This window comes from Enterobacter sp. UNJFSC 003 (genome assembly GCF_036903355.1).
Classification (GTDB): Bacteria; Pseudomonadota; Gammaproteobacteria; order Enterobacterales; family Enterobacteriaceae; genus Enterobacter.
The window spans coordinates 1,128,161-1,151,622 of the sequence record NZ_JBAKHK010000001.1 but is presented as its reverse complement, the minus strand read 5'-3'; the positions used below and the strand labels follow the sequence as shown (position 1 = coordinate 1,151,622).

Genomic DNA, 23,462 nt, shown 5'->3' with positions numbered 1-23,462 from the left:
AAATTAGCCTTTAGCCTTGTTCAGGGTCGTTAACAGCGTGTGTTTGTCCAGCAGCGGCGAGAGCATCTCGCCTTCCGGCATGCCGGGGCCATACACCTGATTAAAGGGGATGGCATAGCGGTTGCGCGCTTCAAGGAATAGGGCGATGGCTTCAGACCGCTGACTCCAGTCGCCGCGCAGCGCGACCACGTCCGGCTGACGCAGCGCGGCAATGACGTCCGGCTGATTCAGCACCCGGTGCTCGTTAACCTTGCAGGTCACGCACCAGTCCGCAGAGATGTCCACGAACACCCTTTTCCCCTGCGCCAGGGCTGCCTGAATGGCTTCTTCACTCAACGGCTGCCATGGGATCGCCTGCGCGTCGTGTTGACCGGCGGTAGCGGAGGGAGAAACAACGAAACCGCGCAGCTGGTATCCACCGAAAACGGACAACCCAATCACCACGATCCAGAAAAGCGGCGACGTTTTTTGCCCCGTCATCGCATATACCGCGAGGGCAACAACGGTCAGTACCAGCAGAACGACGTGGCTCACCATCGTCCCCAGATGCACGTTCAACAGCGAGGCCAGCCAGAGGCTGGAGGCCAGCATCATCAGGCCCAGTATCACCTTCAAACTGTTCATCCAGCGCCCGGGTTTTGGCAGCAGCACGGCGACTTTCGGGATCAGCGCCACAAGCAGCCAGGGCAAACTCATGCCCACGCCAAGCATCAGGAAGATAAGCCACAGGGAGTGCAGCGGTGCGGCCAGCGCAAACGCCACGGCCGTGCCGAGGAACGGCGCGGAACACGGTGTCGCAAGCAGCGTGGCAAACATGCCTTCGCAGAAACTGCCGGGGAGGCCTGAACCGCCAGCTGTCGCCAGCCGTCCTGCGGCTGCGGATGGCAGTAAGACCTCAAAAGCCCCAAACAGATTCAGCGCAAAGAGGAACGTCACCGCCACCATCAGGCCGATAAACCACGGATTCTGAAACTGAATGCCCCAGCCAAGCGTAGCGCCGGTGACTTTCAGAACGGTGACCATCGCGGCCAGCAGCATAAAGGAGGTGATTATCCCGGCGCTGGTTGCCATAAAGCGCAGCCTGATCTTCTGCTGGTCCGAACCGGCCTGCAGTACGCTGCTTAACTTCATTCCCATTACCGGCAATACGCAGGGCATCAGGTTGAGGATCACGCCGCCCAGCAGGGCGAACGCCAGCATTTTACCCATTCCCGCAGGGGTATCTTGCGTGGAGTGCTCCGTCGGCGTCGCACCAACCGTCATGACGGTTTGCTGCGCTTTACCGCCGTTAGTCAGAACAAACGACAGCGCTTTCCCTTCCAGACTCTCGGGCTTATCGCCCCATTCATCCGTTACGGGAACCGACACTGAAAGCCGATTTCCGCTGTGTTTAATCACCGGATCGCCGGGAAGAATATCGCCCTCGAGCGGATCAAAATAGAGGCCAGGATTATCCCATCCGCCCTCTGTTGTCCCGGTAATCATCAGCCTTCCCTCAGACAACCAGGCGGTCAAGTTCGAGGAAATACCCGAGTCATCCGGGATCGTGCGCATCGCACGCTCGAACGCGCCGCGAAAGCCCTCATCCACCGGCTGAGTGAAATCAAGATGCAGCGTGTAGTCCGTCAGCAGGCAAACATTGCTGCAGGTCGAGAGCGTGAGCGTACCGTCGAGCGCGTCAGCATCCGTCCCGGTAATGACCATTGGGATCGTGACGTTATTGTGATAGCCCTGCGTCGTCAGGCCAGAAATATCAAAACGCGACGGCACCGGCCAGTACCAGACATCCTTTGCACCCGCTGGCCAGCTGATTTTTGGCGCGACGCCACCCTCGCCGGGTGAACGCCAGTAGGTTTTCCAGCCGGGCTGCAGCTCTACGCTGAGCAGGCCGATGATGCGGTTTTGATCCCGTTCCGCCTGAAAGCGAATACGTGCATGATCGTTTTGTGGGGAAACCAGCCAACCTGTGTCTGCCGCATGGGCAATGCCAATGCAGGACAGCAACAGGAAGAGACATCCCCTGAAGACGTTAAACATGTTTTACTCCGTGAATAGTGAAAATTATCGTGTGATGACGATATTTTTCATTCACGGAAAACGCAGTTTTTAAGGTGTATTCGGGGGGGCGGAGCCTGGACAGGCTGTTCTCTGAACGCCCGAGTCCGGACTTCAGCCAGCAGCGGTATCAGAATGAGGAAGAGAATAATGGCCGGCAGCGCGCCATCGAAGAACAGAGGCTGTGCGCAAAGAAGCGAGTGAGCACCTAACTGGCAGGGCGAAGGCCCGGACGGGTCGAGATCGCTGCTTTGAACGGGGGCGTCAACAAGCAGCGTCGTTTGCGTTTGCTCCCCCAGCCCCTGTAAAAAATGGTTAAGATAAACCGCACGCTGCACCAGGCAAATTGCCATTGCCAGACAGGCGATTATCAAAAGCCATTTACCGAGAAGCTGACGGTTGCGCATAACGTTCCAAAGTGTTCAGACGCCCCGATCATAAACGATAGTGATGAATCTACAAGTCCCTGCTGTGTAAGGTTTTGTCTGCGCGCTGCCTACTCGCCCGTCAGCGCCTCAAAGACGTCCCGCAGTCGCGTTCGCAGAAAAAGCACCGCCTTGTGCTTGCGGGATAACAGCGCCTGCGTGCTGGCTCCGGTTTCTTCGGCCAGCATGTTGATGCTGTATCCCTGTAATTCAGTTTTCTCGAACGCCTCACGCTGCGGCGGCGGGAGTTCAGACAGCGCCTGCCCGAGTTCTTCCCACAGCAGCGTCTTGAGATACTCTTCCTCCGGCGTTTGCGGCACGCCGAACAAGGTTTCCGCTACCTCATCCTCAACAAAATCGTCATCATCGGTGAAATAGCCAGAGAGCGGAACCTCGCGTTTTTTCCGCGCTCGGTCAGTCATCTCATTACGCGCCGCGCGAAACAGCCAGGCGGCGACGTTTTCCACCGGCTGTTCCACCTTCATCAGCTGCCAGGTAATTTCCTGCAGGATATCATCGGCGTCATCGCGCACCGACGTTCGCCCGCGAATGAAGGCTTTCAGCCGGGAGCGGCAGGCATTAAGTGCCGACATCAGCAATGATTCACCCGCCTCTCCGTTATTCATCTCGCTCACTCTGCATCCGGCGTTTTTGGTGCGTTGTCGTCGCGTTTATCGTCGTGCTGCCAGTGTTGGCCACAGTGCCCGCGCCGCCCAAATCCTTCCCGGCGCTGCTGCATAAAGGCTTCACGCTGTTCGGGGGTCATATTCATCCAGCGCTCATGCATGCGACGGTGCGCACCGAACATCCCCGGGCGGAAGCCCAGCCCACCAAACAAAATACGGCTCAACGCCAGAATGCCCAGCGCCTGCCAGAATCCAATGGCTTTCACGCCAAGGATAGCCGGAAGTAATGCATTCCACAGTGACATGACCAGCAGCCCCAGCGCGACGAAGATTACTGCGCCAATGACTAAGCCCTTGCCCATACGGTGGCGACCAAATCCGCGCCCGTGTCCTCGGCCCTGCATGTTGAAATCTCTCATGGTGTGTACCTCGTTAATCGTTACTGATTATGGCGTGTGCTGAGGTAGACGGATGAGCAAGGGAAATATTGCTGAAGAATGATAAAAAAGTTGATACAACTTGCAACACAGGCCAAATAGTTGAAACACAAAATTTAGGCTTTGTATAGCCACAAGCATTGTTAATCAAAACATGCAATATGAATATCTGGGCAAAAGTTGTGCTCCTAAAAATCAACAAGAGAGCTATTTCTCGCCTTGCTTATAAATAATCGCTGCAATTTATTTGGCTTTAGTCTTAGTTGAGTTATGAATACTAAGATTCTTCAACACTTTAATTTTAAATGTTTCAGCCAACGTCAGACAACGCACCCTTACAATAAGGGCTAGCATCGTTATCGCCATGCAAATATAAACAATCAGCATTTTACGCCTCCCATCAAAACTATAAAGGATAGCCAAACCTGTAAATAATGAATTGAGCGCCATTCCGCGAGCAATTCTATCTCGGCTTACATATGCCTCCATCGTTCTGATAGCGTCCACTGTTGAATAGGAGAGTATTTTTGCTGTTTTGTCATATGATTTAGATTGTTCCATACCTATGAAAATATTTCTTAGCCAACCTATAGCCTTCGTGAAAATAGTTCTGCAAAAAATCCAACGCCAAGTTCTTCCTAGTAATTTTAACAAATATGATGAAACAACATCGACAAAGATTCCAGAAACATATGCTATTGGAAATACACCAATAATTATAAATTCTTTATACTTACTTAAATCAATACTTGATAGATCATAGCAACCATGAACAAATAGAATCATCCAAATCAGTGATATCAGACCTGTCACAATATATTCTATTAATGCTGCAGCATATTGCATATTTAAAGCGCCTGTAAGTTCATTTTTTCTTAATGCACATTCAAAGTGTTATGCATTCCCTAGAGGTATAATAACGAGATATAAACAACAGAATAGCCCCCAGATTTTGAGAATTGGTTTTTACTGTAAATAGGGTAATATATTGCAATTCAAAGGCTCCCGCAGGAGCCTCCCCCTTCAATCACGCCTGCACAGGCAGCCTAAAGCTCGAAATACTCCGCGACAGCTGCTGCGCCTGCTCTTCGAGCGACGCTGCCGCGGCGGCGGATTGCTGTACCAGCGCGGCGTTTTGTTGGGTTACGCCATCCATTTCGGTTACCGCCTGCCCGACCTGACCAATCCCGCGGCTCTGCTCTTCAGAGGCAACGGATATCTGTTCCATCAGCGAGTTCACTTTATTCACTGAGGTAATAATCGAATCAATGACCTCCCCCGAGCGGTTCACCAGCGATGCGCCGTTTTTCACGCTGGACACAGATTGCGCAATCAGGCTTTCAATATCCTTCGCCGCAACCGCGCTTTTCTGCGCCAGGGTGCGAACTTCACTGGCCACAACCGCAAATCCGCGGCCCTGGGTGCCGGCGCGTGCAGCCTCAACCGCTGCGTTCAGCGCCAGAATGTTGGTCTGGAAAGCAATACTGTTGATCACGCTGGTAATGTCCTCAATACGCTTCGAGTTCGCCGCTATGGTATTCATCGTTTCTATAACTTCACGGGTTACTGCTTCCCCGGTATGGGCATTTTTCACCGCATCCTGAACCAGTTTCCCCGCCTGGAACACGTTATCTGTGTTATTCGCCACGGTCGCGCTCAGCTCTTCCATGCTGGCCGCCGTCTGGGTGAGTGCGGAAGCCTGTTCCTCGGTACGTGACGCCAGGTCGATATTTCCGGAGGCGATCTCTTGTGCCGCGTGGGTCACGGTATGGCTGGCGTCGCGGACCTGGGCAATGGTGGAGAGCAATGCAAGGCGCATCTGCTCCATCGACCCCATCAGACGATCGATTTCATTGCCGGCATTGCCCTTCACGGGCACCGGTACGTCCAGTTTACCTGCCGCAATCTGGCTGCAATGCTCGCGAGCCAGGTTGAGCGGGGCGAAAACAAAGCGCTTCATCAGCAGGCTGACGACAACGATCACCAACACAAACAGTAATGCGACAGCGGCGATAATCACCAGGCCGGAAATGAAGTTGCTGTTCGCATCCTCATTCAGGCTTTTGGCGTATTTCTGGTGTACGGACAGCACCTGGTCGAGCACAATTTCGTACTGGCGATCGCGTTGAGACACCACGGGGATAAGCGCGTTAAACTTCGCGACATCATGTGCAGCGGCGGCGTTAATCAGTGGCTCAAGCCCCTGATTACGATAGTTTTGCCAGGCGTCCTGATACGCCGCCACCAGCGGCGCCTCATCGTTTAAACGCGGAGAGTCCATAAACGCGGCAAATGCATTATCCGCTTTGCCGAGTGCCTCTTTAACGGCAGACAGCTTGGCCGATTGATCCGCTGTGTCCCCCGCCTCCACCATTTTTACATATTCCATCACCCGCACGCGCAACGTACGGCTGTGGTTGATGGGGTCAATAATTGACAAAACAACCTGAATTTCTTTATTCACGTTATCCAGCGAATTATTACTTTTGATGATGAGATCAACGCTGGTGAGGGTGCTGGCAACAAAGAAAAACAACAATGAGAACAATATGATGAGTGACGATTTTTTCAACGACATAAAACACCTCAGGGATATAATTTCCCTTTGGTTATCGGCTGATTCAGATCTTTAATTAATTAAAGTTATTGAAGTATCCCTCAGCCGCTCACATTTTATCCCGTCGTTTTGTAGCGTCGTTGCAGGGTCGCATCCAGCTTGCGCTGCAGCGGCTCCGGCGTTTCCCCTTCAATTAATTTCCCGATCAGATCAAAACAGTGCCATGCCAGCTGGCGGTTATCCTGGCGTACGGTATCGATAGGAATGGTAAGTGAGTCGTACAAATAGTGATCGTCAAAACTGGCGAGACGCATATCACATTGCAATAAGTTGTGCTGCCCCATATAGCGCAATACCCCTTCCAGCAGCCCGCAGGCGGCGGTGAAAAGCGCTTTGGGCGGGCGGCCTAAACGCGCGCACAGTTCAGCGAACATTTCGTAGCCGGAGCTTGGGTGATAATTGCCATGAATGATCCACTCTGGGCGCAGCTGAACGTTAGCGTCATGCAGGCCTTGCTTAAACCCCTCCAGACGGTCGCGCGTCGGGGAAAGGCGCGGCTGGCCGCCAAGAAAATAGATTTCATCGGGATGCTGGCGGGCAATGTCGGCCACCAGGGCAGCCGTTGGGGTAATGGAATCGGTAATGACCAGCGGCAGAGAGCTGTCGTTCATATGACGATCAAAAAGCACGACAGGCAGCTGTTCGCTCAGTTTCTGGTAGTCCGCATCATTGAGCATGCTTGAGGCGACAATCAGCCCGTCCACCTGACGCGCCACCATGTTATTGACCACCACCGTCTCCTGCCCCGGATTTTCATCGCTACAGGAGATCAGCAGTTGGACGCCAGCCTCACGGCACAGCGTCTCCAGCTCGTGAGAAAAAACGGCGAAACCGTAGTTGGTGATCTCCGGGACCACCAGACCAATAGTGTGACTGCGGTTATCACGCAGCGAGCGCGCGTGAATACTGGGCTGATAATGGTGCTCTTTTGCTATCGCCAGTACACGTTCGCGGGTCTCCTCCGCGACGCGAAGCTCTTTGCTGCGCCCGTTCAGTACCAGGCTGGCAGTGGCTTTTGATACCCCTGCCAGCTCCGCGATGTCTTTTATTGTGACGCGTTTGGTTTTTCTCACAACGACCTAGTCCGGCTGCCAAAAACGCTATTCTATCATGCAGCTGCGCAGCGACCAGTAGCGTAATGTGATGTTGGACGCACCTTCGAAGCGAACCTGCGCCGGGTGGACAGGAAAATAGCGACTGCTCATGACCCCTTCGCCACCATTAATGAAAATTTCGACGCTGGAACGGTCGCACAGTACGCGTATATGACGCACCTCACCCTGCCAATAACGCGTTAATGTTTCCCCGGTGCTCAAGCTGGCGCGTTCGAGGCGCAACCCGTTTTCATCCATCGTGAGTCGTATCGCTCCGCCAAAATCCACATTTAGGTGCGAGGCGGCGATCTCAAACTCAAGACGCGCGGCGTCCAGTATGGGCGCATCGCTGGCGTTTCCCTGCCACTGATGTTCCGCCTCGCGAAGCTGTGCCAGTTCCCTGATCGGGGTTTGCCACAGCGTGCCGTCACGATACGCAAGCTCGCGCGGACAGGTCATCTGATGGATCCAGCCGTGAGCTCGCGTTGGCTGCAGCATCTCTTCTCCATCGGGCACGCCCATCCAGCCAATCAGGATGCGTCGGCCATCTTCCGCTGTGGTGGTTTGCGGAGCGTAAAACTCGAAACCGGCGTCCAGCTCGTGAAGCTCACCGTGGTCAAACGCGGCGTGTTGATAGTCAAACGCCCCGCTCATCCAGGTGGCCGGATAGGTATTGAGATAGCGATGCGGTTCACGCGCCAGCCCCTGCGGGCAGCAAATCAGAATATGCGTCCCGTCCAGGGCAAACAGATCCGGACACTCCCACATATACCCGGCGTCCGTCATGCCATTAACGCCGTGCCCGGCAATCTCACCGCAGGGCTGCCAGCTGTAGAGATCTGCCGAGTTGAACAGCAGCACTTTGCCCCGCTTTTGAAGATCCTGCGCACCGAGCACCATGTACCACTGCCCGTCGTGCTGCCAGACCTTCGGATCACGCACGTGTCCGGTATAGCCCTCCGGCAAGGGCAGAACCGGCCCCCGTTTCTTAAAGCTGCCGTCATCCTGTTCCTCCGCCAGGCACTGCCAGGCGGTACGGCTGCCGTCGTCAAACTTGACGTTGCCGGTGTAGCACAGCGTCAGCACCCCATTGTTGTCTACGGCACTGCCGGAATAACAGCCGCTGCGGTCGTACTCTTCATCGGGCATGAGCGCCATCGGCTCATGCTGCCAGTGCACAAGATCGGCTGAACTCCAGTGTCCCCAGCATTTATAGCGATGATCGCAATCCAGCGGATTCCACTGATAAAACAGATGGTAACGCCCGGCAAACCAGATAAAGCCGTTAGGATCGTTCATCAGCCCCGTAACCGGTGCCGGGTGCCACTGCGGATAGTGGCTATCGGCAAAAGCCCGCGGCTGGCCTTTCATTACGGCCTGCAGTACGGCAGGCCAGCGAGAAGGTCGCGTCATTATTCAGAATCCGTCTTGTATTTCAGCAGCAGGGAAAGCGTAAACGCCACGCCGAACGCAATCACCATGCCGATAATATAGTTCAGCAGCGAGCTTGCCTGTACAATCGCCATCCCCGGGATCGCGGTCAGCCCAACGGCGGTCATATACACATGTACCGACACCACCCAGGCGCCGCCCGCCGCCCCGCCGATGAGTGCCGCAATAAACGGCTTCACGAAGCGCAGGTTGATACCAAAAATCGCAGCCTCGGTGATGCCCAGCATCGCCGAAAACGCCGACGGTAAGGTAATGGCTTTAATTTTCACGTCTTTGGTTTTGAACCACACCGCCAGGCACGCGCCGCCCTGAGCCACGTTCGCCATCGCCCAGATAGGCAGCAAGAAGTTAACGCCGATCGACGGATTGCCCAGCAGCCCGGCCTCGATGGCATGGAAGCTGTGGTGAATACCGGTGATGACAATCACCGAATAGAGCCCGCCAAACAACAATCCGGCCAGCCAGCCCGCATGCTCAATCAGGGTACTCAGAATGAACGAGATTCCGTCACCCAGCGCGCGCCCTGCCGGGCCGATAATCAGCAGCGCGATAAAGCCGGAGATAATCACGGTCAGGAACGGGGTCAGGATCAGATCAAGCGCGTCCGGGATTGCCCGGCGCAGGTTTTTCTCCACAATGCTCATAAACCAGACGGCCAGCAGCACCGGGAACACCGTCCCCTGATAGCCAATCATAGCGATATCAAGGCCGAAGAAGTTCATGGTATGGAAACCGGACGCCACGCCCCAGGCGTTCGTCAGCGCCGGGTGCGTCAGGATGCCGCCCAGCGTTGCGCCCAAATACGGGTTGCCGCCAAACTCGCGCGCGGCGGTAAAACCAATCAGGATGGGCAGAATGATAAACGCCGCCGAGCTGCACATGTCCAGCATGATGTATATCGCGTTATCGGCGCTGACCCAGCCGTAGGTCTTCACCATCCCCAGCAGGCCCATCAGCAGACCGGACGCCACAATCGCCGGAATGATCGGCACAAAAATATTCGACAGCAAGCGGGCGATACGCTGGAACGGGTTCAGCTTGCGCGCGGCGATATTCGCCGCTTCCGACTTGCTGGATTCACCGATCCCCGTCGCCTGAATAAACGCGGCGTAGACCTTGTTCACTACGCCCGTACCGAAAATCACCTGCATCTGCCCGGCGTTGCGAAAACACCCTTTTACCCCGTCAACCTTGCCGATAGCTTGCTGATCGGCAAGCGCATCGTCGACCAGCACCAGCCGCAGGCGCGTGGCGCAGTGCGCGGCGCTGGCGATGTTCTCTTTGCCGCCGAGCAGCGGAATGAGCGCGCGGGCGATATTATCAAAATCCATAGATACCTCTGCCTGACTTCGTTTTTATGATGTTTGAAACGCCCCCGCAGAACGGGGGCGTGAAAGAGTTAGAACCAGGTTTCCATCTGAACCCCAAAGTTCCATTCCCCACCGGCGTTGAAGCCGCTGCTGCCAAAGGCATCATCGCTGGCGTAATTATCCAGTTTGCTGCTCCAGTCCATCCAGGTAGCGAACAGGCGTAATTCAGGACGACTGAAGAAATCACCGATCTTGCCCGCTTTTAGCGTCGGCGCGAAGGTCAACTTGTAGAAGCTTCCGTTAACAGCGTTACGATCTTTGTAACCTTCCGGGTTTAAATCCATGTACTGATAGCTGCCCTCAAACGCCAGCGCAAAATTCTGCGTGACCTCTTTGATCAGGCGGGTGTTCAGCGTAACCCACTCATAGCTGTCGCCTTTGACATAGCGATCTTTACTGCTCTGGGCCAGTACCGCAGGGGCAATGTGCCAGCCGCCCCCCAGCGGCGTGACACCGTAACTTGCAAAGCGCCAGGTATCCGCTTCCGACAGCAACGCGCCATCAGACCCAATGCTTTTCACCTCTGCTCCCAGTCCGTGACCGTATAACAGCGCCGTTTTGGCAGAACCTTCACGCAGGCCGTAGAAACTGTCGTTGTGCAGGCCTACCAGGGCATGCACGCCGGTATTTGCCGCGTCGGTTTTAATCAGATCGCCATTCGCGTCTTTACGGTCGTCGTTATCTTTTGCCCTCAGGCCGCTCACCATCAGCTGGAACGGTCCGGCGAAGTGGTTCATGCTGAGGATGTAGTTCTGGACGTTGTTGTCAATCTGCTCTTCGCTGCCGAAATTGCGCCCGTAAATCGAGACGTTGCTACGCAGCGTGTCGTTCCACTTCACGTCGTATACGCCGCCGCCGGTCCCGGCAAGGAACACCACGTCGGAATCCAGCCAGTGAATATCAAAGTTATCGCGGTCAAAACGTTTACCCGCCCAGAAGGTGCTGCCCTTCAACGCGCCGGTAAAATCAGGCAGATTGCCCAGCTCAGCAAATGCCTGACGAATGTTGAGATCGCTGGTATCGGCTGACCAATCGTTATAGGTTTTTTGTCCATCGGCAAGCATCGCTTTGAAACGTGTCGTCGCCCCGTTGTCCAGGGTCTGTTTGTGTTCCACGTTCAGCTCAACGTACGTATCCGCTTCATTCCCCAGACGGCCAATCGCCCCACCGGTTTCCCCGGCTGGCGTCAGGTATGGGCCACTTTTACTGCTTGAGGCCGCATCGTTCATTAGCAAGCCGGAGCGGGCATAGCCGTGAAATTCAAAGCCGCTGCTCTGGTCGGCTTTCTTCTCCAGCACCGAGGTTCGCTGCGCTACCGCCTGCGTGCGGGTTTGCGCCTGCTGCTGTGCCGCAACCAGCTGCTGCGTTTTTTGTTCCGCTGAGGCCGCACGTTTCTCGGCCGCCTGCGCGCGCGTTTCCGCATCCTGCAGACGCTGCTCAAGCGCCGCAAGGCGCGATTCGATACTTGTCATATCCGCTTTGGCAAAAACAGAGGTACTGCCGGCCAGCATGCCTATCATCACGGCAAGTCTGCGTTTTTTATACATTTTGTCGCATCCCTAAAAGAAATATTTGAACGTTGCTAAATTGCTAAACCGGTTTAGGTTGATGATACTAAACCTGTGAATTTTGAATCGGCAATGTTTTTTGCTAAACCGATTTAGTAAGTGTGATCGAGGCAACAATTCAGGCCGCCGAGCGGCGGCCAACGGGCGGAAATCAGAGTGCGTGATGGTACGGTAGCGCGGTCATTGCGCCTTTGGCCGTCGTGGCGAGCGCGCCGCAGCGCTGCGCCAAGCCAATGATGCGGGTGAGATCGTCGGGGATGTGGCCGGTGGATGCGAGCCCGTAAAGCAGTCCCGCCACAAAGGCATCACCGGCACCGGTCGTGTCAATACATTCGACAGGCGTAGCCGGATAGTGCGTCAGCGTATCCCTGTGCCAGATAACCACGCCCTCTTTGCCCTGCGTCACCAGCACCAGGCTTGCCGGACACGTGTTCATAAGCGTATCCAGCCCTTCTTTTACTCGCCGATCTCCGGTCAGGAAAGTCAGTTCCTCAACGGAGAGTTTAACCACGTCTGCACCGCGCAGTGCCTGCGCCAGACAGTCGCGGAGATCATCCTCGTCCGCCCAGAGATCCGGGCGAATATTGGGATCAAAACTGACAAAGCCACCCGCCTTTCGAATAGACGCTATCGCCTGAAACGTTGCGGAACGGCTGGGTTCTGCGCTGAGCGCAATAGAGCAGACGTGGAGCCACTCTCCGGCAGAGAACGTCGGTAAATCGGCTGGCTCCAGAAACAGATCCGCGCTCGGTCGTACCATAAAGGTAAACGAGCGTTCGCCCTGTTCATCAAGGTCAACAACGACGGTGGAGGTGCGGCGCAAAGGGTCCAGCCGCAGCCGCTGCACGTCGACCTTTTCATCCGTTAATATCTTTTGCATAAAGCGGCCAAAGGGATCGTCCCCAACTCGGCCAATAAACGCGCTATTCCCGCCCAGCCGGGCAATACCCACCGCCACATTCGCCGGCGCGCCGCCGGGACACTGCAGCAGTTTGCCATCGCTTTCCGGCAGGAGATCCACGACGGCATCCCCAAGCACCCAAATTTTACTCATACGCTCACCTTAGCTAAACATTGTTAAACCGTTTTAGCTATTTAAGCACAGGCTGGGAAAAGGGGAAATATAGACGAGAGAAATTGCGTTATCGTGCCAGGTGGGGCCAGTTAATATTACCCACGCCGTTAAGCTTCGGTCGGGCGAATAAAAAACCCTGGAAGCGGCGAATACCGGCGTACTCAAGCCAGCACCACTCTTCCATCTTCTCAATTCCTTCCGCCACCAGCGTGATTTCCATATCGGTACAACAGCTAACGATCGATTTCACAATCGCCTGCTTCGGACCGCTAAGATGAATATCGCTGATGATTTCGCGATCGATTTTAATCTTGTCTGGCTGGAATTTCGTTAATAGCGACAGTCCCGCATATCCGGAACCAAAATCATCAATCGCCAGGCCGATCCCTTCGGCACGCAGCTGTTTAATGGCGCTATTAAATCGGTTGAAGCCTGAAATCATCTCATTTTCGGTGACTTCTATGATCACCTGCTCTGGCTGCAGGCCGTTAAGCCTGATCTGCTTGACTAAAAATTCCACCGCGCCGGGCACATTCACCAGCGACATTGGCAAGAGATTGACCGCAATTTTATGCCCACCAATGCCCAGCTTCTTCGCCAGCGCAAAGGCATAGGCCTTGGTCTGCAAATCAACTTCGTAAATTTTGTCCTGGTCGAGGGAATGAAAGAAATGCTCCGGGCTTCCGCCATCATTGCTGCGAATAAGGGCCTCAAGCGAGCTAATCTTCCCCTCCGTCGGCTCAACAATAGGCTGCAAGGCAAACTGGCAAAACTGGTTTGCGATTAACCCGACGCCCTCCCCGAACGGAAGATCCTCGCTCGAGAGCGTCCATTTCTCCACGTCGAAAGGCGTGCCGGTAGGTGACGCTTTTTTGCCGGTAATAAAAGTCTGAATGAATTTGAACACCCGATCGTCTGATGTCAGGTAGCTTTCAAGTTTGCTGTAGTGCAAAACCGACTGCAGGACCTCTTTCTGCGATTGAACCTGCAGATCGAACAGCAGCATGCCCACGTTTTCAAAACGTCTGCGCGGCCCATAGTCACGTAGCAGTTCTACGACGCCGAAGTGACGTTTATCGGCACGGATTGTATGGAATAGCGAAACAACGCTCTCCTCCGCGCCTTCGAGAATTTGCAGGTTCTCGCGTCCGTTAGAGATAAGCACGCCGGTGATATTCAGCCCTGTATTTCTGATCTTCGCGCGTTCGACCAATGAAATCAGGTCGGCTGAATGACAGGATGGATTTAACTGGCTTCGATAAATAAGTGTAGTCAGCACAGAAATGTGTCCCGTTGTGAAATATGCGCCCTAAATTATTCTTTAGCATATTTTAAGAATGCCACCTAATACATTAGCCATGCGAATGGCTCGTCATTTATCCTCTGGATTGATACGCCTGTTAATCCTCTCCTGCATATAGTCGTAAAACGGATTGGACGTCACCCGCATTAGCGCCTCTTTTCCAACACTTAGCACCGATGTCTCTCCCCACAGCGCAATCGTCCCCAGGCTGATGCCATACCGATTTTTAGCGGCAGGAAGACGGCCATAGAGATCGTCATCCGGTGGAAACGGCACGGCAACGTGCGACAGCGAATAGACCTCTTGTGGCCAGCGAAGCGCCAGCGGCACGACAGTTTCATGCATGCTGCCCGCGGGCGTTATTTTCGCAACCGTATCGAAACTGTCTGTATCGGCATTGGTGATAACCGTGACACTGTAACGCCTGAGCTCGGCGGGCAACAGTTCTGACAGCGCCGTCCACGACGATGGCCTGAACAGCGGACGGAAACTCGCGGCCTGATTGATGTCAAACACCACCAGTTCACTGCCGTTCTCAGGCAGCTGATCGAACAGCTCGGTGACGACGGCGCGGGTGCTGACCGTTGAATCCATTACCGACTGGAACGCCAGCACCGGCGGTAATCCGCTGAGCGTGTTCTCCCGTGCATCACGACTCAACTGCTGCTGCAGAGCCTGCGTCAGCAGCCACGACTGGCGCGCCGCGTTAACCGGGAATGAATTGTATTTATAAGGGTTATATTCTGGGGCAATGTTGAGCCATGCCGCTTTGGCAAACGCCGGTAACAGGGCGGGAAGCCCCGCGAACCCTGCAAAGCGGGCAAATGCGGTCACGCCGATCATCGGGGAAAGCAGAACCAGCTGCTGAGGTTTACGCAACGAGGGAGAATCAAGCGCGTCAAGGGCATATTTCATCGCCAGCGCCCCACCGTTAGAGTAGCCCACCACATGCAGCGGAACCCCTTCGCCCGCCAGACGCGTTGCTTCGCGTACGGCAAGGCGCGTTGTCGCCAGCCACATCTCCCAGTCGACGTCAGTTAGCGCGCCGGGGGCCGTCCCGTGTCCGGGCAGACGGGGAACCACCGCCACGAAACCGCGCTGCTGATAATCCTGCGCAATATGCTTAACGCTGTAGGGTGAATCCGTGAGTCCGTGCAACAGTACCACCGCGCCGCGCGGTTTTCCTTGCGGCATTAACACGAACGAGCGGTTTGCATCGGGCGAAAATTTGCCGGGCCATACCAGGCTCTGCCGGAAATAGCGGTTCAGCGGCGTGCGCTCCTCGCCCGCCGTTTTTGCCGTCACGTCCGCGTCCAGATCGGCGAAGATGACGTTTTCGCGTGCGGTGTATTGTGCAAAGCTCGCCTTATCGATCTCGTCCACGGACATTTCATCGGCTTGCCAGGTGTGCCAGCGATGCAGCGCTGGCCCCTGTTGGGAGAGGTAAACCCGGACGGCGAGCAGCACAAGCAGGATAATCCCCAGCACCATCGCGATTTTCTTTGCAACAACGATCAGCCGCACGCTGATTCGCCAGGGCAGATTTGCCATGCCGCCATCCCTTTCTTATTCATAGTGCTTATATCTTAACAAATAATGTGAGGACACTGACGTATTCACCAAAATCATCCTCTTCATCGCTCCCCGTTGCACCAAAAGTGAACTACGCTGCACAAATGTTGATCATTAGTTAAACAAATATTGCATTAACTTTGCAGCACAGGCGGTATTCCGCTCACTGTGAATATGGCACGCGTCATGCATTGTTAATCTGATAACAGAACGCCTGTCATTGACAGCACGTTAACAGCGAGGCGGTATGACCACCCAACCCGAAGTGCTGAGCCGTATTGAAGCAACATTCAGCCAGCTCACCCCCAGCGAAAAGCGGGTGGCGAGCTGGCTGCTGGCCCATGCTGCGCAAATACCCTTTGAAACCGCGGAGAGCGTGGCGCTGGCGACGGGTACCAGCGGGATAACCGTTGGACGATTCCTGCGCAAGCTGGGCTATCGCAATCTCGACGATGCTAAAAAAAGCCTGCGCGACCCGTACCAGCCGTGGGGCATGAACGAGCGTCTCGACTCCTGGCAGCAGCAGCCCGTGTCGGATCGCGTGCAGCACGCCCTGTCGCTGGAGATTGACGCCATTACCCATGTGTATCAACTGGCACAAAGCGATGCGTTTAAGCAGGTTGTCCATCAGCTGACGCACGCCGACGCGGTGTTTGTCCTGGGTATCCAGTCAACGCGCGGGATTGCCAACGCCTTCTTCAGCCATCTGGAGTACCTGCGCCCGCGCGTGAGTTATTCCGAGGGGTTATCCGGCAGCTGGGTTGAATCGCTGAACTCCGGTTTTTCGCATCCTTATGTAGTACTGACCGATACCCGCGCCTATTCCGCCATTGCCCGTCAATACTGCCGCGTCGCAAGCGAGAAAAGCATACCGATGGCGCTGATTACCGACATCTGGTGCCCCTGGGCGCGGGATTACCCCATTGATTTACTGCAGGTGAAAACCGATACCGGCCACTTTTGGGATTCACTGGCCCCCGTGAGCTGTCTGTTCAACCTGCTTCTGTCGGGCGTGGTGGAAGCGTTGGGTGATGCCCTTCCTGAGCGCCTTGCGGTAAACCGACAATTACAACAAGAGTTTGGTCAATTCGAACGCTAAAGGAGCGTAGCTATGCCCGAAGAGAGTGAACTGATTGATGTGGCGAAGACCTTCCCCACGCTGTCAATCGATCTGAAATACGCCACGGCCGACAACCTTACTGGCCGCCCGATTTATCGCGAGACGCAGTGTCTGCTGCATCGTGACGCGGCCACCGCGCTGGCGAAAGCTATCAGCATCGCGACGCTAGCCGGGCTGAAGCTGGTGGTTTACGACGCCTACCGCCCGCAGCAGGCGCAGGCCCAGCTGTGGGATGCCTGCCCGAATCCCGACTATGTCGTTGACGTCGCTATTGGATCCAATCACAGCCGCGGCACGGCTATCGACGTTACGCTGATGGACGAACATGACAACGTGCTGGACATGGGTGCCGGGTTCGACGAAATGCACGACCGTTCGCATCCCTATCACCCTTCAGTCCCGCCGCATGCCCAGCGCAACCGCCTGCTGCTTAACGCCATTATGTTTGGCGGCGGCTTTGTCGGCATTAGCAGCGAATGGTGGCATTTCGAGCTACCCGATGCTGCCAGCTATCCTTTGCTTGACGATCGCTTTGACTGTTTCCCTTTGACGCACACATCCCTTTAATTCTGGAGCACGGCCATGAAAACAACGCTTCTGACCACCCTGATTGCCGCCACGTTTGCACTGAGCGCGCCGCTTGCGCTGGCTGCCGTCCCTAAAGATATGCTGGCGATCGGCAAAGCGGCCGACCCGCAAACGCTCGATCCGGCGGTCACCATTGATAACAACGACTGGACGGTGACCTACCCGTCCTATCAACGTCTGGTCAAGTACAAGCCCGGCACCACCGAGGTTGAAGGCGATCTGTCGACGGGCTGGAAGGCGTCTGATGACCAGAAGGAGTGGACCTTCACCCTGACGGACAAGGCGACATTTTCTGATGGCACTCCGGTTACCGCCGAGGCGGTCAAGCTCTCGTTTGAGCGACTGCTGAAAATCGGTCAAGGTCCGTCCGAAGCCTTCCCGAAAGATCTCAAAATTGATGCGGTGGATGAACACACGGTGAAATTCACCTTAAGCCAGCCGTTTGCCCCTTTCCTTTACACCCTGGCGAACGATGGCGCGTCCATCATCAACCCGGCAGTGCTGAAAGCCAACGCGGCGGATGATGCACGCGGTTATCTGGCACAAAACACCGCGGGTTCAGGGCCGTTTATGCTGAAAAGCTGGCAGAAAGGTCAGCAGCTGATTCTGGTGCCTAACCCACACTGGGCGGGCGATAAGCCACACTTTAAGCGCGTGTCGGTAAAAATCATCGGCGAAAGCGCGTCGCGTCGCTTGCAGCTCTCCCGTGGCGACCTGGATATTGCCGACTCGCTGCCGGTGGATCAACTTACCGCCCTGAAACAGGAAGGCAAGGTGGCCGTTGCCGAGTACCCGTCCCTGCGCGTTACCTATCTGTATCTTAACAACGGTAAAGCGCCGATGAATCAGGTCGATTTACGCCGCGCGGTGTCCTGGGCAACGGATTATGAGGGCATGGTGAAAGGTATTTTGAGCGGCAATGGCAAGCAGATGCGGGGCCCCATCCCGGACGGCATGTGGGGCTTTGACTCAAGCGCCATGCAGTACCGCTTTGACGAGGAGAAAGCCAAAGCGGCGCTGGAAAACGTAAAGGATAAACCTGCAAGCCTGACGTTCCTCTACTCTGACAACGACCCGAACTGGGAGCCGATTGCCCTCTCCACCCAGGCCAGCCTTGGCAAGCTGGGTATCAACGTCAAGCTGGAAAAACTGGCCAATGCCACCATGCGTGACCGCGTGGGAAAAGGCGATTACGACATTGCCATCGGCAACTGGAGCCCGGATTTTGCCGACCCGTACATGTTCATGAACTACTGGTTTGAGTCGGACAAAAAAGGGCTGCCGGGCAACCGCGCGTTCTATGACAACAAAGCCGTCGATTCTCTGCTGCAGGCGGCGCTGAAAACCACCGACCAGGCGCAGCGCACCAAAGACTACCAGCAGGCGCAAAAGGTGGTGATTGACGAAGCGGCCTACGTTTATCTGTTCCAGAAGAACTACCAGCTGGCGATGAACAAAGAGGTCAAAGGTTTCACCTTTAATCCAATGCTTGAGCAGGTGTTCAACATCGCCACCATGAGTAAGTAACGGTTGTCGCCGGGGGAAAGCGAATGACGTTCTGGAGCATAGTGCGCCAGCGCTGCTGGGGGTTAATCCTGGTGGTGGCCGGTGTCTGTATCATCACCTTTATTATTTCACACATGATCCCCGGCGATCCGGCCCGTCTGCTGGCCGGAGACCGTGCCAGCGACGACATTGTGCAAAGCATCCGCCAGCAGTTGGGGCTGGATCAGCCGCTGTATATCCAGTTTGGCCGCTACGTCGATGCCCTGGCGCACGGTGATTTAGGCACCTCCATCCGCACCGGCCGTCCGGTGGCGGAAGATCTGAAGGCCTTTTTCCCCGCCACGCTGGAGCTGGCGTTTTGTTCCCTGCTGCTGGCGTTAATCATTGGCGTACCGTTGGGCATTTTGTCTGCCGTTTACCGCAATCGCTGGCTGGATCACCTGGTGCGCCTAATGGCGATGACCGGGATCTCTACCCCTGCATTCTGGCTGGGGCTGGGCGTGATTGTGCTGTTCTACGGGCAGCTGCAAATTCTGCCCGGCGGCGGCAGGCTGGACGACTGGCTTGACCCGCCTGCGCGCGTTACCGGCTTTTATCTGGTTGATGCTCTGCTGGAAGGTAACGGCGAGGTCTTTCTTAATGCGCTTCAGCACCTGATTTTGCCTTCCTTGACGCTGGCCTTTGTTCACCTGGGCATTGTGGCGCGTCAGGTTCGCTCTGCCATGCTCGAACAGCTGAGCGAGGATTACATTCGTACCGCCCGCGCCAGCGGGTTACCAGGCTGGTATATCGTTCTGCGTTATGCCCTGCCGAATGCGATGATCCCGTCGATTACCGTGCTCGGTCTGGCGCTGGGCGATCTGCTTTACGGCGCGGTGCTGACCGAAACCGTTTTTGCCTGGCCGGGGATGGGCGCATGGGTGGTGACCTCCATTCAGGCGCTCGATTTCCCTGCGGTGATGGGCTTCGCGGTGGTGGTCTCGCTGGCGTACGTGTTGGTCAATCTTGTGGTCGATCTGCTCTATCTGTGGATTGACCCGCGAATCGGGCGCGGAGGTGCCGAATGATGTTGACTCAGGAAACGTCCGTCCAGGCTACGTCCCCTAAACCGCGCCTCGACTGGGCAAAGCTGTTCTGGATGCTGCGTAAAAGCCCGCTCACGCTGATCGGCGGCGTGATTATGATCCTGATGCTATTACTGATGGTTACCTCGCCGTGGATAGTGCCGCACGACCCGAACGCGCTGGATTTGACGGCACGCCTGCAGGCGCCGTCCGCGCAACACTGGTTTGGCACCGATGAAGTGGGCCGCGATTTGTTCAGCCGCGTGCTGGTGGGGAGTCAACAGTCCATCAGCGCAGGGCTGGCGGTTGTCGCCATCGCAGGGGGAATAGGCTCGCTGCTAGGTTGTTTGTCCGGCGTGCTGGGCGGGCGCGGTGATGCCATTATTATGCGCATCATGGACATCATGCTCTCTATCCCCTCCCTGGTGCTGACCATGGCGCTGGCTGCCGCGCTCGGGCCGAGCCTGTTCAACGCCATGCTGGCGATCGCGATCGTACGCATTCCCTTTTACGTCCGCCTGGCACGCGGGCAGACGCTGGTGGTACGCCAGTTTACCTACGTGCAGGCCGCCCGTACCTTCGGTGCCTCGCGCTGGCATTTGATCAGCTGGCACATCCTGCGCAATGCCCTGCCGCCGCTGATTGTTCAGGCGTCTCTGGATATCGGCAGCGCGATTCTGATGGCCGCCACGCTGGGCTTTATCGGCCTCGGCGCACAGCAGCCGACGGCGGAATGGGGAGCGATGGTCGCCGTCGGGCGTAACTATGTTCTCGACCAGTGGTGGTACTGCGCCTTTCCGGGTGCGGCGATCCTGATCACGGCCGTCGGTTTTAATCTGTTTGGTGACGGGATCCGCGACCTGCTGGATCCGAAATCGGGAGGGAGACAGTCATGACCGACTCGGTATTGACCATTGACGATTTGCACCTGAGTTTTCCTGTTTATCGCGGTGAAGTCCACGCCCTCAACCACGTTTCGCTGGATATCAAACGCGGAGAAATCGTTGGCATGGTGGGCGAATCAGGCTCGGGCAAGTCGGTGACCGCGATGCTGGCAATGCGCCTCCTGCCCGAGGGAAGCTATCGCATTCATCACGGGCAGGTAAAACTGCTGGGTGAAGACGTGCTGAACGCGTCGGAGAAACAGCTCCGCCAGTGGCGCGGGGCAAAAGTGGCGATGATATTTCAGGAGCCGATGACCGCGCTTAACCCCACGCGGCGGATAGGCAAACAGATGGTGGAGGTGATCCGCCAGCATCAGCCGCTCTCGCGCGGCGAGGCACAGCAAAAGGCCATTTCGCTGCTGGAAGAGATGCAAATTCCGGATGCCGCCGAGGTAATGGCCCGCTACCCGTTTGAGCTTTCGGGCGGGATGCGCCAGCGGGTGATGATCGCCCTGGCCTTCTCCTGCGAGCCTGAGCTTATTATCGCCGATGAACCTACCACCGCGCTGGACGTCACCGTGCAGCTACAGGTGTTGCGATTGCTTAAGCACAAGGCGCGCGCCAGCGGAACGTCGGTGCTGTTTATCAGCCATGATATGGCCGTCGTTTCACAGCTCTGCGATCGGATGTATGTGATGTACGCGGGCAGCGTGATTGAAAGCGGCACCACGCAAACGCTGATTCAGCGCCCTGTCCACCCGTATTCCATCGGGCTGCTGCAGTGCGCGCCGGAAAACGGCGAGCCGCGCGGCGTGTTACCGGCTATCCCGGGCACGGTGCCGAATCTCAGCCAGCTCCCGCGCGGCTGCGCGTTTCGCGAGCGCTGTTTTGCGGCGGGCGCGAAATGTGGTGAAACGCCAAAACTCATGCCTACGGGTGCAGAGAGCCAACGGGCTGCCTGCTGGTACCCGCAATCGGAGAATCACGATGTCTGATATTTTGCTGGAACTGGATAGCGTGCACGTCAACTTTCCCGCACGCAAAAACTGGCTGGGGCGCGTCACGGAGCAGGTGCATGCGCTCAACGGGTTGGATTTGCACATCCATCGCGGTGAAACGCTGGGCATTGTCGGTGAGTCCGGCTGCGGGAAAAGCACGCTGGCGCAGCTGCTGATGGGCATGTTAAAGCCCAGCACCGGCGCTTGCCGTCGACCGAATTCGGCAAGCGGCATGCAGATGGTGTTTCAAGACCCGCTCTCTTCCCTCGACCCGCGCCTGCCGGTCTGGCGCATTATTACCGAGCCGGTGTGGGTGCAAAAGCGCAGCAGCGAGCGCGAGCGCCGCCATCTGGCGGAGAACCTGGCGCAGCAGGTCGGCATCCGTCCGGAATACCTCGATCGCCTGCCGCACGCCTTTTCCGGCGGACAGCGTCAGCGCATTGCGATTGCCCGCGCGCTTTCTTCCAATCCGGACATCATCGTGCTGGACGAACCGACCAGCGCGCTGGATATTTCCGTGCAGGCGCAGATCCTGAATTTACTGGTCACGCTGCAGCGGGAGCGCAATCTGACCTATGTGCTGATCTCCCATAACGTCTCGGTGGTCAGGCACATGAGCGATCGCGTGGCGGTGATGTATCTGGGGCAGATAGTTGAGCTGGGAAACGCCGCGCAGGTGCTGGGCGAGCCGAAGCATCCCTATACCCGACTGCTGCTCGACTCCGTTCCCAGAACCGGCGAACCGCTGGATGAGAGCCTGGCGCTGCGCAAAACGGATCTGCCCGGCAACCGCCATCTGCCCGTCGGGTGTTATTTCCGTGACCGATGTCCGCTGGCGACGCAGGGCTGCGAGAGTCCTCAAACGTTACAGCCCTCAAACGAGGGCCGTAACGTACGCTGCTGGCGCAGTGCGGATTAAATTTGTGCCATCCCGCCGTCAACAAATAGCTCAACGGCGTTGATAAAGCTGGCCGCATCGGATGCCAGAAACGCCACCGCTTTTCCCACTTCTCCCGGCGCGCCTAAACGGCCCAGCGGCACCTGTGCGGCGAGCGCGTCGTACAGGCCCTGTCGCTGATCTTCCGGTACCAGATCGCCCAGCCCGGGCGTTTTGACAGGGCCCGGACTGACGACGTTGACGCGAATGCCGCGTCCCTGCAAATCGAGCGCCCATGAGCGTGCAAAGTTACGCACGGCGGCTTTACTCGCGCTGTAAACGCTGAAGTTTGCCGTTCCTTTAACGGAAACGGTCGATCCGGTAAGGATAATGGACGATCCGGCGGTGAGGAGCGGCAGCGCTTTTTGCACGGTGAACAGCACGCCGCGCACGTTGGTGCCGAAGATCCGGTCAAATTGTTCTTCGGTAATGGCACCGAGGGGGAGCATATCGCCGCCGCCCGCGTTGGCGAACAGAATATCCAACCGCCCTTCCTCTTTCGCTATCCGGGCGTAAACGTCATCCAGGTCAGCGAGCTTAGACACATCAGCCCGAATCCCCACCGCCGTTGGCGAAATATCCGCGACCGCTGCATCCAGTTCAGCCTGGCGACGCCCGGTGATATACACTTTCGCACCCTGTGCGGCCAGCTCCTGCGCCGTAGCCAGACCAATGCCCGTGCTGCCGCCGGTGACTAATGCAATTTTTCCTGAAAGCGTGGTGTTCATCGTATTGACCTTTAATGAGTGAGTGAGATTGCGTTGGACTGAC

Annotated in this window: 21 protein-coding genes; 7 read left to right on the top strand and 14 right to left on the bottom strand. The window is 56.3% G+C overall.

Going from position 1 to position 23,462, the window contains the following annotated elements; all coding sequences use genetic code 11:
* Nucleotides 1–3: 3 nt before the first annotated feature.
* The 13 genes from V5P19_RS05365 to V5P19_RS05305 form a co-directional block, all read right to left on the bottom strand.
* Entirely contained in the window at nt 4–2,037 is a 2,034-nt protein-coding gene (locus V5P19_RS05365) for a thioredoxin family protein (protein ID WP_334400837.1), read from the bottom strand.
* A gap of 47 nt (nt 2,038–2,084) precedes the next feature.
* Nucleotides 2,085–2,462, bottom strand: coding sequence for a hypothetical protein (locus V5P19_RS05360; protein ID WP_334400835.1), 378 nt, complete (start codon nt 2,460–2,462; stop codon nt 2,085–2,087).
* A gap of 89 nt (nt 2,463–2,551) precedes the next feature.
* On the bottom strand, nt 2,552–3,106 hold the full coding sequence (locus V5P19_RS05355) for an RNA polymerase sigma factor (protein WP_334401162.1): 555 nt from the start codon (nt 3,104–3,106) through the stop codon (nt 2,552–2,554).
* Between the two features lie 5 nt (nt 3,107–3,111).
* Nucleotides 3,112–3,525, bottom strand: a complete 414-nt coding sequence (locus V5P19_RS05350; protein WP_334400833.1) for a hypothetical protein — start codon at nt 3,523–3,525, stop codon at nt 3,112–3,114.
* Between the two features lie 261 nt (nt 3,526–3,786).
* On the bottom strand, nt 3,787–4,389 hold the full coding sequence (locus V5P19_RS05345) for a hypothetical protein (RefSeq protein WP_334400831.1): 603 nt from the start codon (nt 4,387–4,389) through the stop codon (nt 3,787–3,789).
* 181 nt (nt 4,390–4,570) lie between these two features.
* Nucleotides 4,571–6,121 (bottom strand): methyl-accepting chemotaxis protein, encoded by a 1,551-nt coding sequence (locus V5P19_RS05340; RefSeq protein ID WP_334400829.1) that lies wholly within the window; start codon nt 6,119–6,121, stop codon nt 4,571–4,573.
* A gap of 95 nt (nt 6,122–6,216) precedes the next feature.
* Nucleotides 6,217–7,233, bottom strand: a complete 1,017-nt coding sequence (locus tag V5P19_RS05335; protein WP_334400828.1) for a LacI family DNA-binding transcriptional regulator — start codon at nt 7,231–7,233, stop codon at nt 6,217–6,219.
* Nucleotides 7,234–7,260: 27 nt separating this feature from the next.
* Nucleotides 7,261–8,667: a sucrose-6-phosphate hydrolase gene (locus V5P19_RS05330; RefSeq protein WP_334400826.1), complete on the bottom strand. Its 1,407-nt coding sequence runs from the start codon at nt 8,665–8,667 to the stop codon at nt 7,261–7,263.
* Entirely contained in the window at nt 8,667–10,037 is a 1,371-nt protein-coding gene (locus V5P19_RS05325; protein WP_334400824.1) for a sucrose-specific PTS transporter subunit IIBC, read from the bottom strand. The genes V5P19_RS05330 and V5P19_RS05325 overlap by 1 nt, the downstream gene beginning before the upstream one ends.
* A gap of 68 nt (nt 10,038–10,105) precedes the next feature.
* On the bottom strand, nt 10,106–11,623 hold the full coding sequence (locus V5P19_RS05320) for a carbohydrate porin (protein ID WP_334400823.1): 1,518 nt from the start codon (nt 11,621–11,623) through the stop codon (nt 10,106–10,108).
* A 172-nt stretch (nt 11,624–11,795) separates the two neighbouring features.
* A complete protein-coding gene (locus V5P19_RS05315; RefSeq protein ID WP_334400821.1) occupies nt 11,796–12,698 on the bottom strand; it encodes an aminoimidazole riboside kinase in 903 nt (300 codons plus the stop codon).
* Between the two features lie 88 nt (nt 12,699–12,786).
* Nucleotides 12,787–13,998, bottom strand: a complete 1,212-nt coding sequence (locus V5P19_RS05310) for a diguanylate phosphodiesterase (RefSeq protein WP_334400819.1) — start codon at nt 13,996–13,998, stop codon at nt 12,787–12,789.
* Nucleotides 13,999–14,091: 93 nt separating this feature from the next.
* Nucleotides 14,092–15,573 (bottom strand): alpha/beta hydrolase, encoded by a 1,482-nt coding sequence (locus tag V5P19_RS05305; protein ID WP_334400817.1) that lies wholly within the window; start codon nt 15,571–15,573, stop codon nt 14,092–14,094.
* A 268-nt stretch (nt 15,574–15,841) separates the two neighbouring features.
* On the opposite strand from V5P19_RS05305, the gene V5P19_RS05300 reads away from it, so the two are divergent.
* The 7 genes from V5P19_RS05300 to V5P19_RS05270 are packed head-to-tail and all read left to right on the top strand — an operon-like array spanning nt 15,842 to nt 22,673.
* Complete coding sequence (locus tag V5P19_RS05300; protein ID WP_334400815.1) at nt 15,842–16,693, top strand: MurR/RpiR family transcriptional regulator; 852 nt, start codon at nt 15,842–15,844, stop codon at nt 16,691–16,693.
* Between the two features lie 12 nt (nt 16,694–16,705).
* Complete coding sequence (gene ddpX / locus V5P19_RS05295; protein WP_334400813.1) at nt 16,706–17,281, top strand: D-alanyl-D-alanine dipeptidase; 576 nt, start codon at nt 16,706–16,708, stop codon at nt 17,279–17,281.
* A gap of 15 nt (nt 17,282–17,296) precedes the next feature.
* Entirely contained in the window at nt 17,297–18,829 is a 1,533-nt protein-coding gene (locus tag V5P19_RS05290) for an ABC transporter substrate-binding protein (protein WP_334400811.1), read from the top strand.
* A gap of 23 nt (nt 18,830–18,852) precedes the next feature.
* On the top strand, nt 18,853–19,875 hold the full coding sequence (locus V5P19_RS05285) for an ABC transporter permease (protein ID WP_334400809.1): 1,023 nt from the start codon (nt 18,853–18,855) through the stop codon (nt 19,873–19,875).
* Complete coding sequence (gene ddpC / locus V5P19_RS05280; RefSeq protein ID WP_334400807.1) at nt 19,872–20,768, top strand: D,D-dipeptide ABC transporter permease; 897 nt, start codon at nt 19,872–19,874, stop codon at nt 20,766–20,768. The genes V5P19_RS05285 and ddpC overlap by 4 nt, the downstream gene beginning before the upstream one ends.
* Nucleotides 20,765–21,751 (top strand): ABC transporter ATP-binding protein, encoded by a 987-nt coding sequence (locus V5P19_RS05275; RefSeq protein ID WP_334400805.1) that lies wholly within the window; start codon nt 20,765–20,767, stop codon nt 21,749–21,751. The genes ddpC and V5P19_RS05275 overlap by 4 nt, the downstream gene beginning before the upstream one ends.
* Nucleotides 21,744–22,673 carry an ABC transporter ATP-binding protein gene (locus tag V5P19_RS05270; RefSeq protein WP_334400803.1) on the top strand — a complete coding sequence of 310 codons (930 nt, stop codon included), beginning with the start codon at nt 21,744–21,746 and terminating at the stop codon, nt 22,671–22,673. Before V5P19_RS05275 ends, V5P19_RS05270 begins: the two co-directional genes overlap by 8 nt.
* Here V5P19_RS05270 and V5P19_RS05265 read toward each other — a convergent pair.
* Nucleotides 22,670–23,419, bottom strand: a complete 750-nt coding sequence (locus V5P19_RS05265; RefSeq protein WP_334400801.1) for an SDR family oxidoreductase — start codon at nt 23,417–23,419, stop codon at nt 22,670–22,672. The genes V5P19_RS05270 and V5P19_RS05265 overlap by 4 nt on opposite strands.
* Nucleotides 23,420–23,462: the final 43 nt, after the last annotated feature.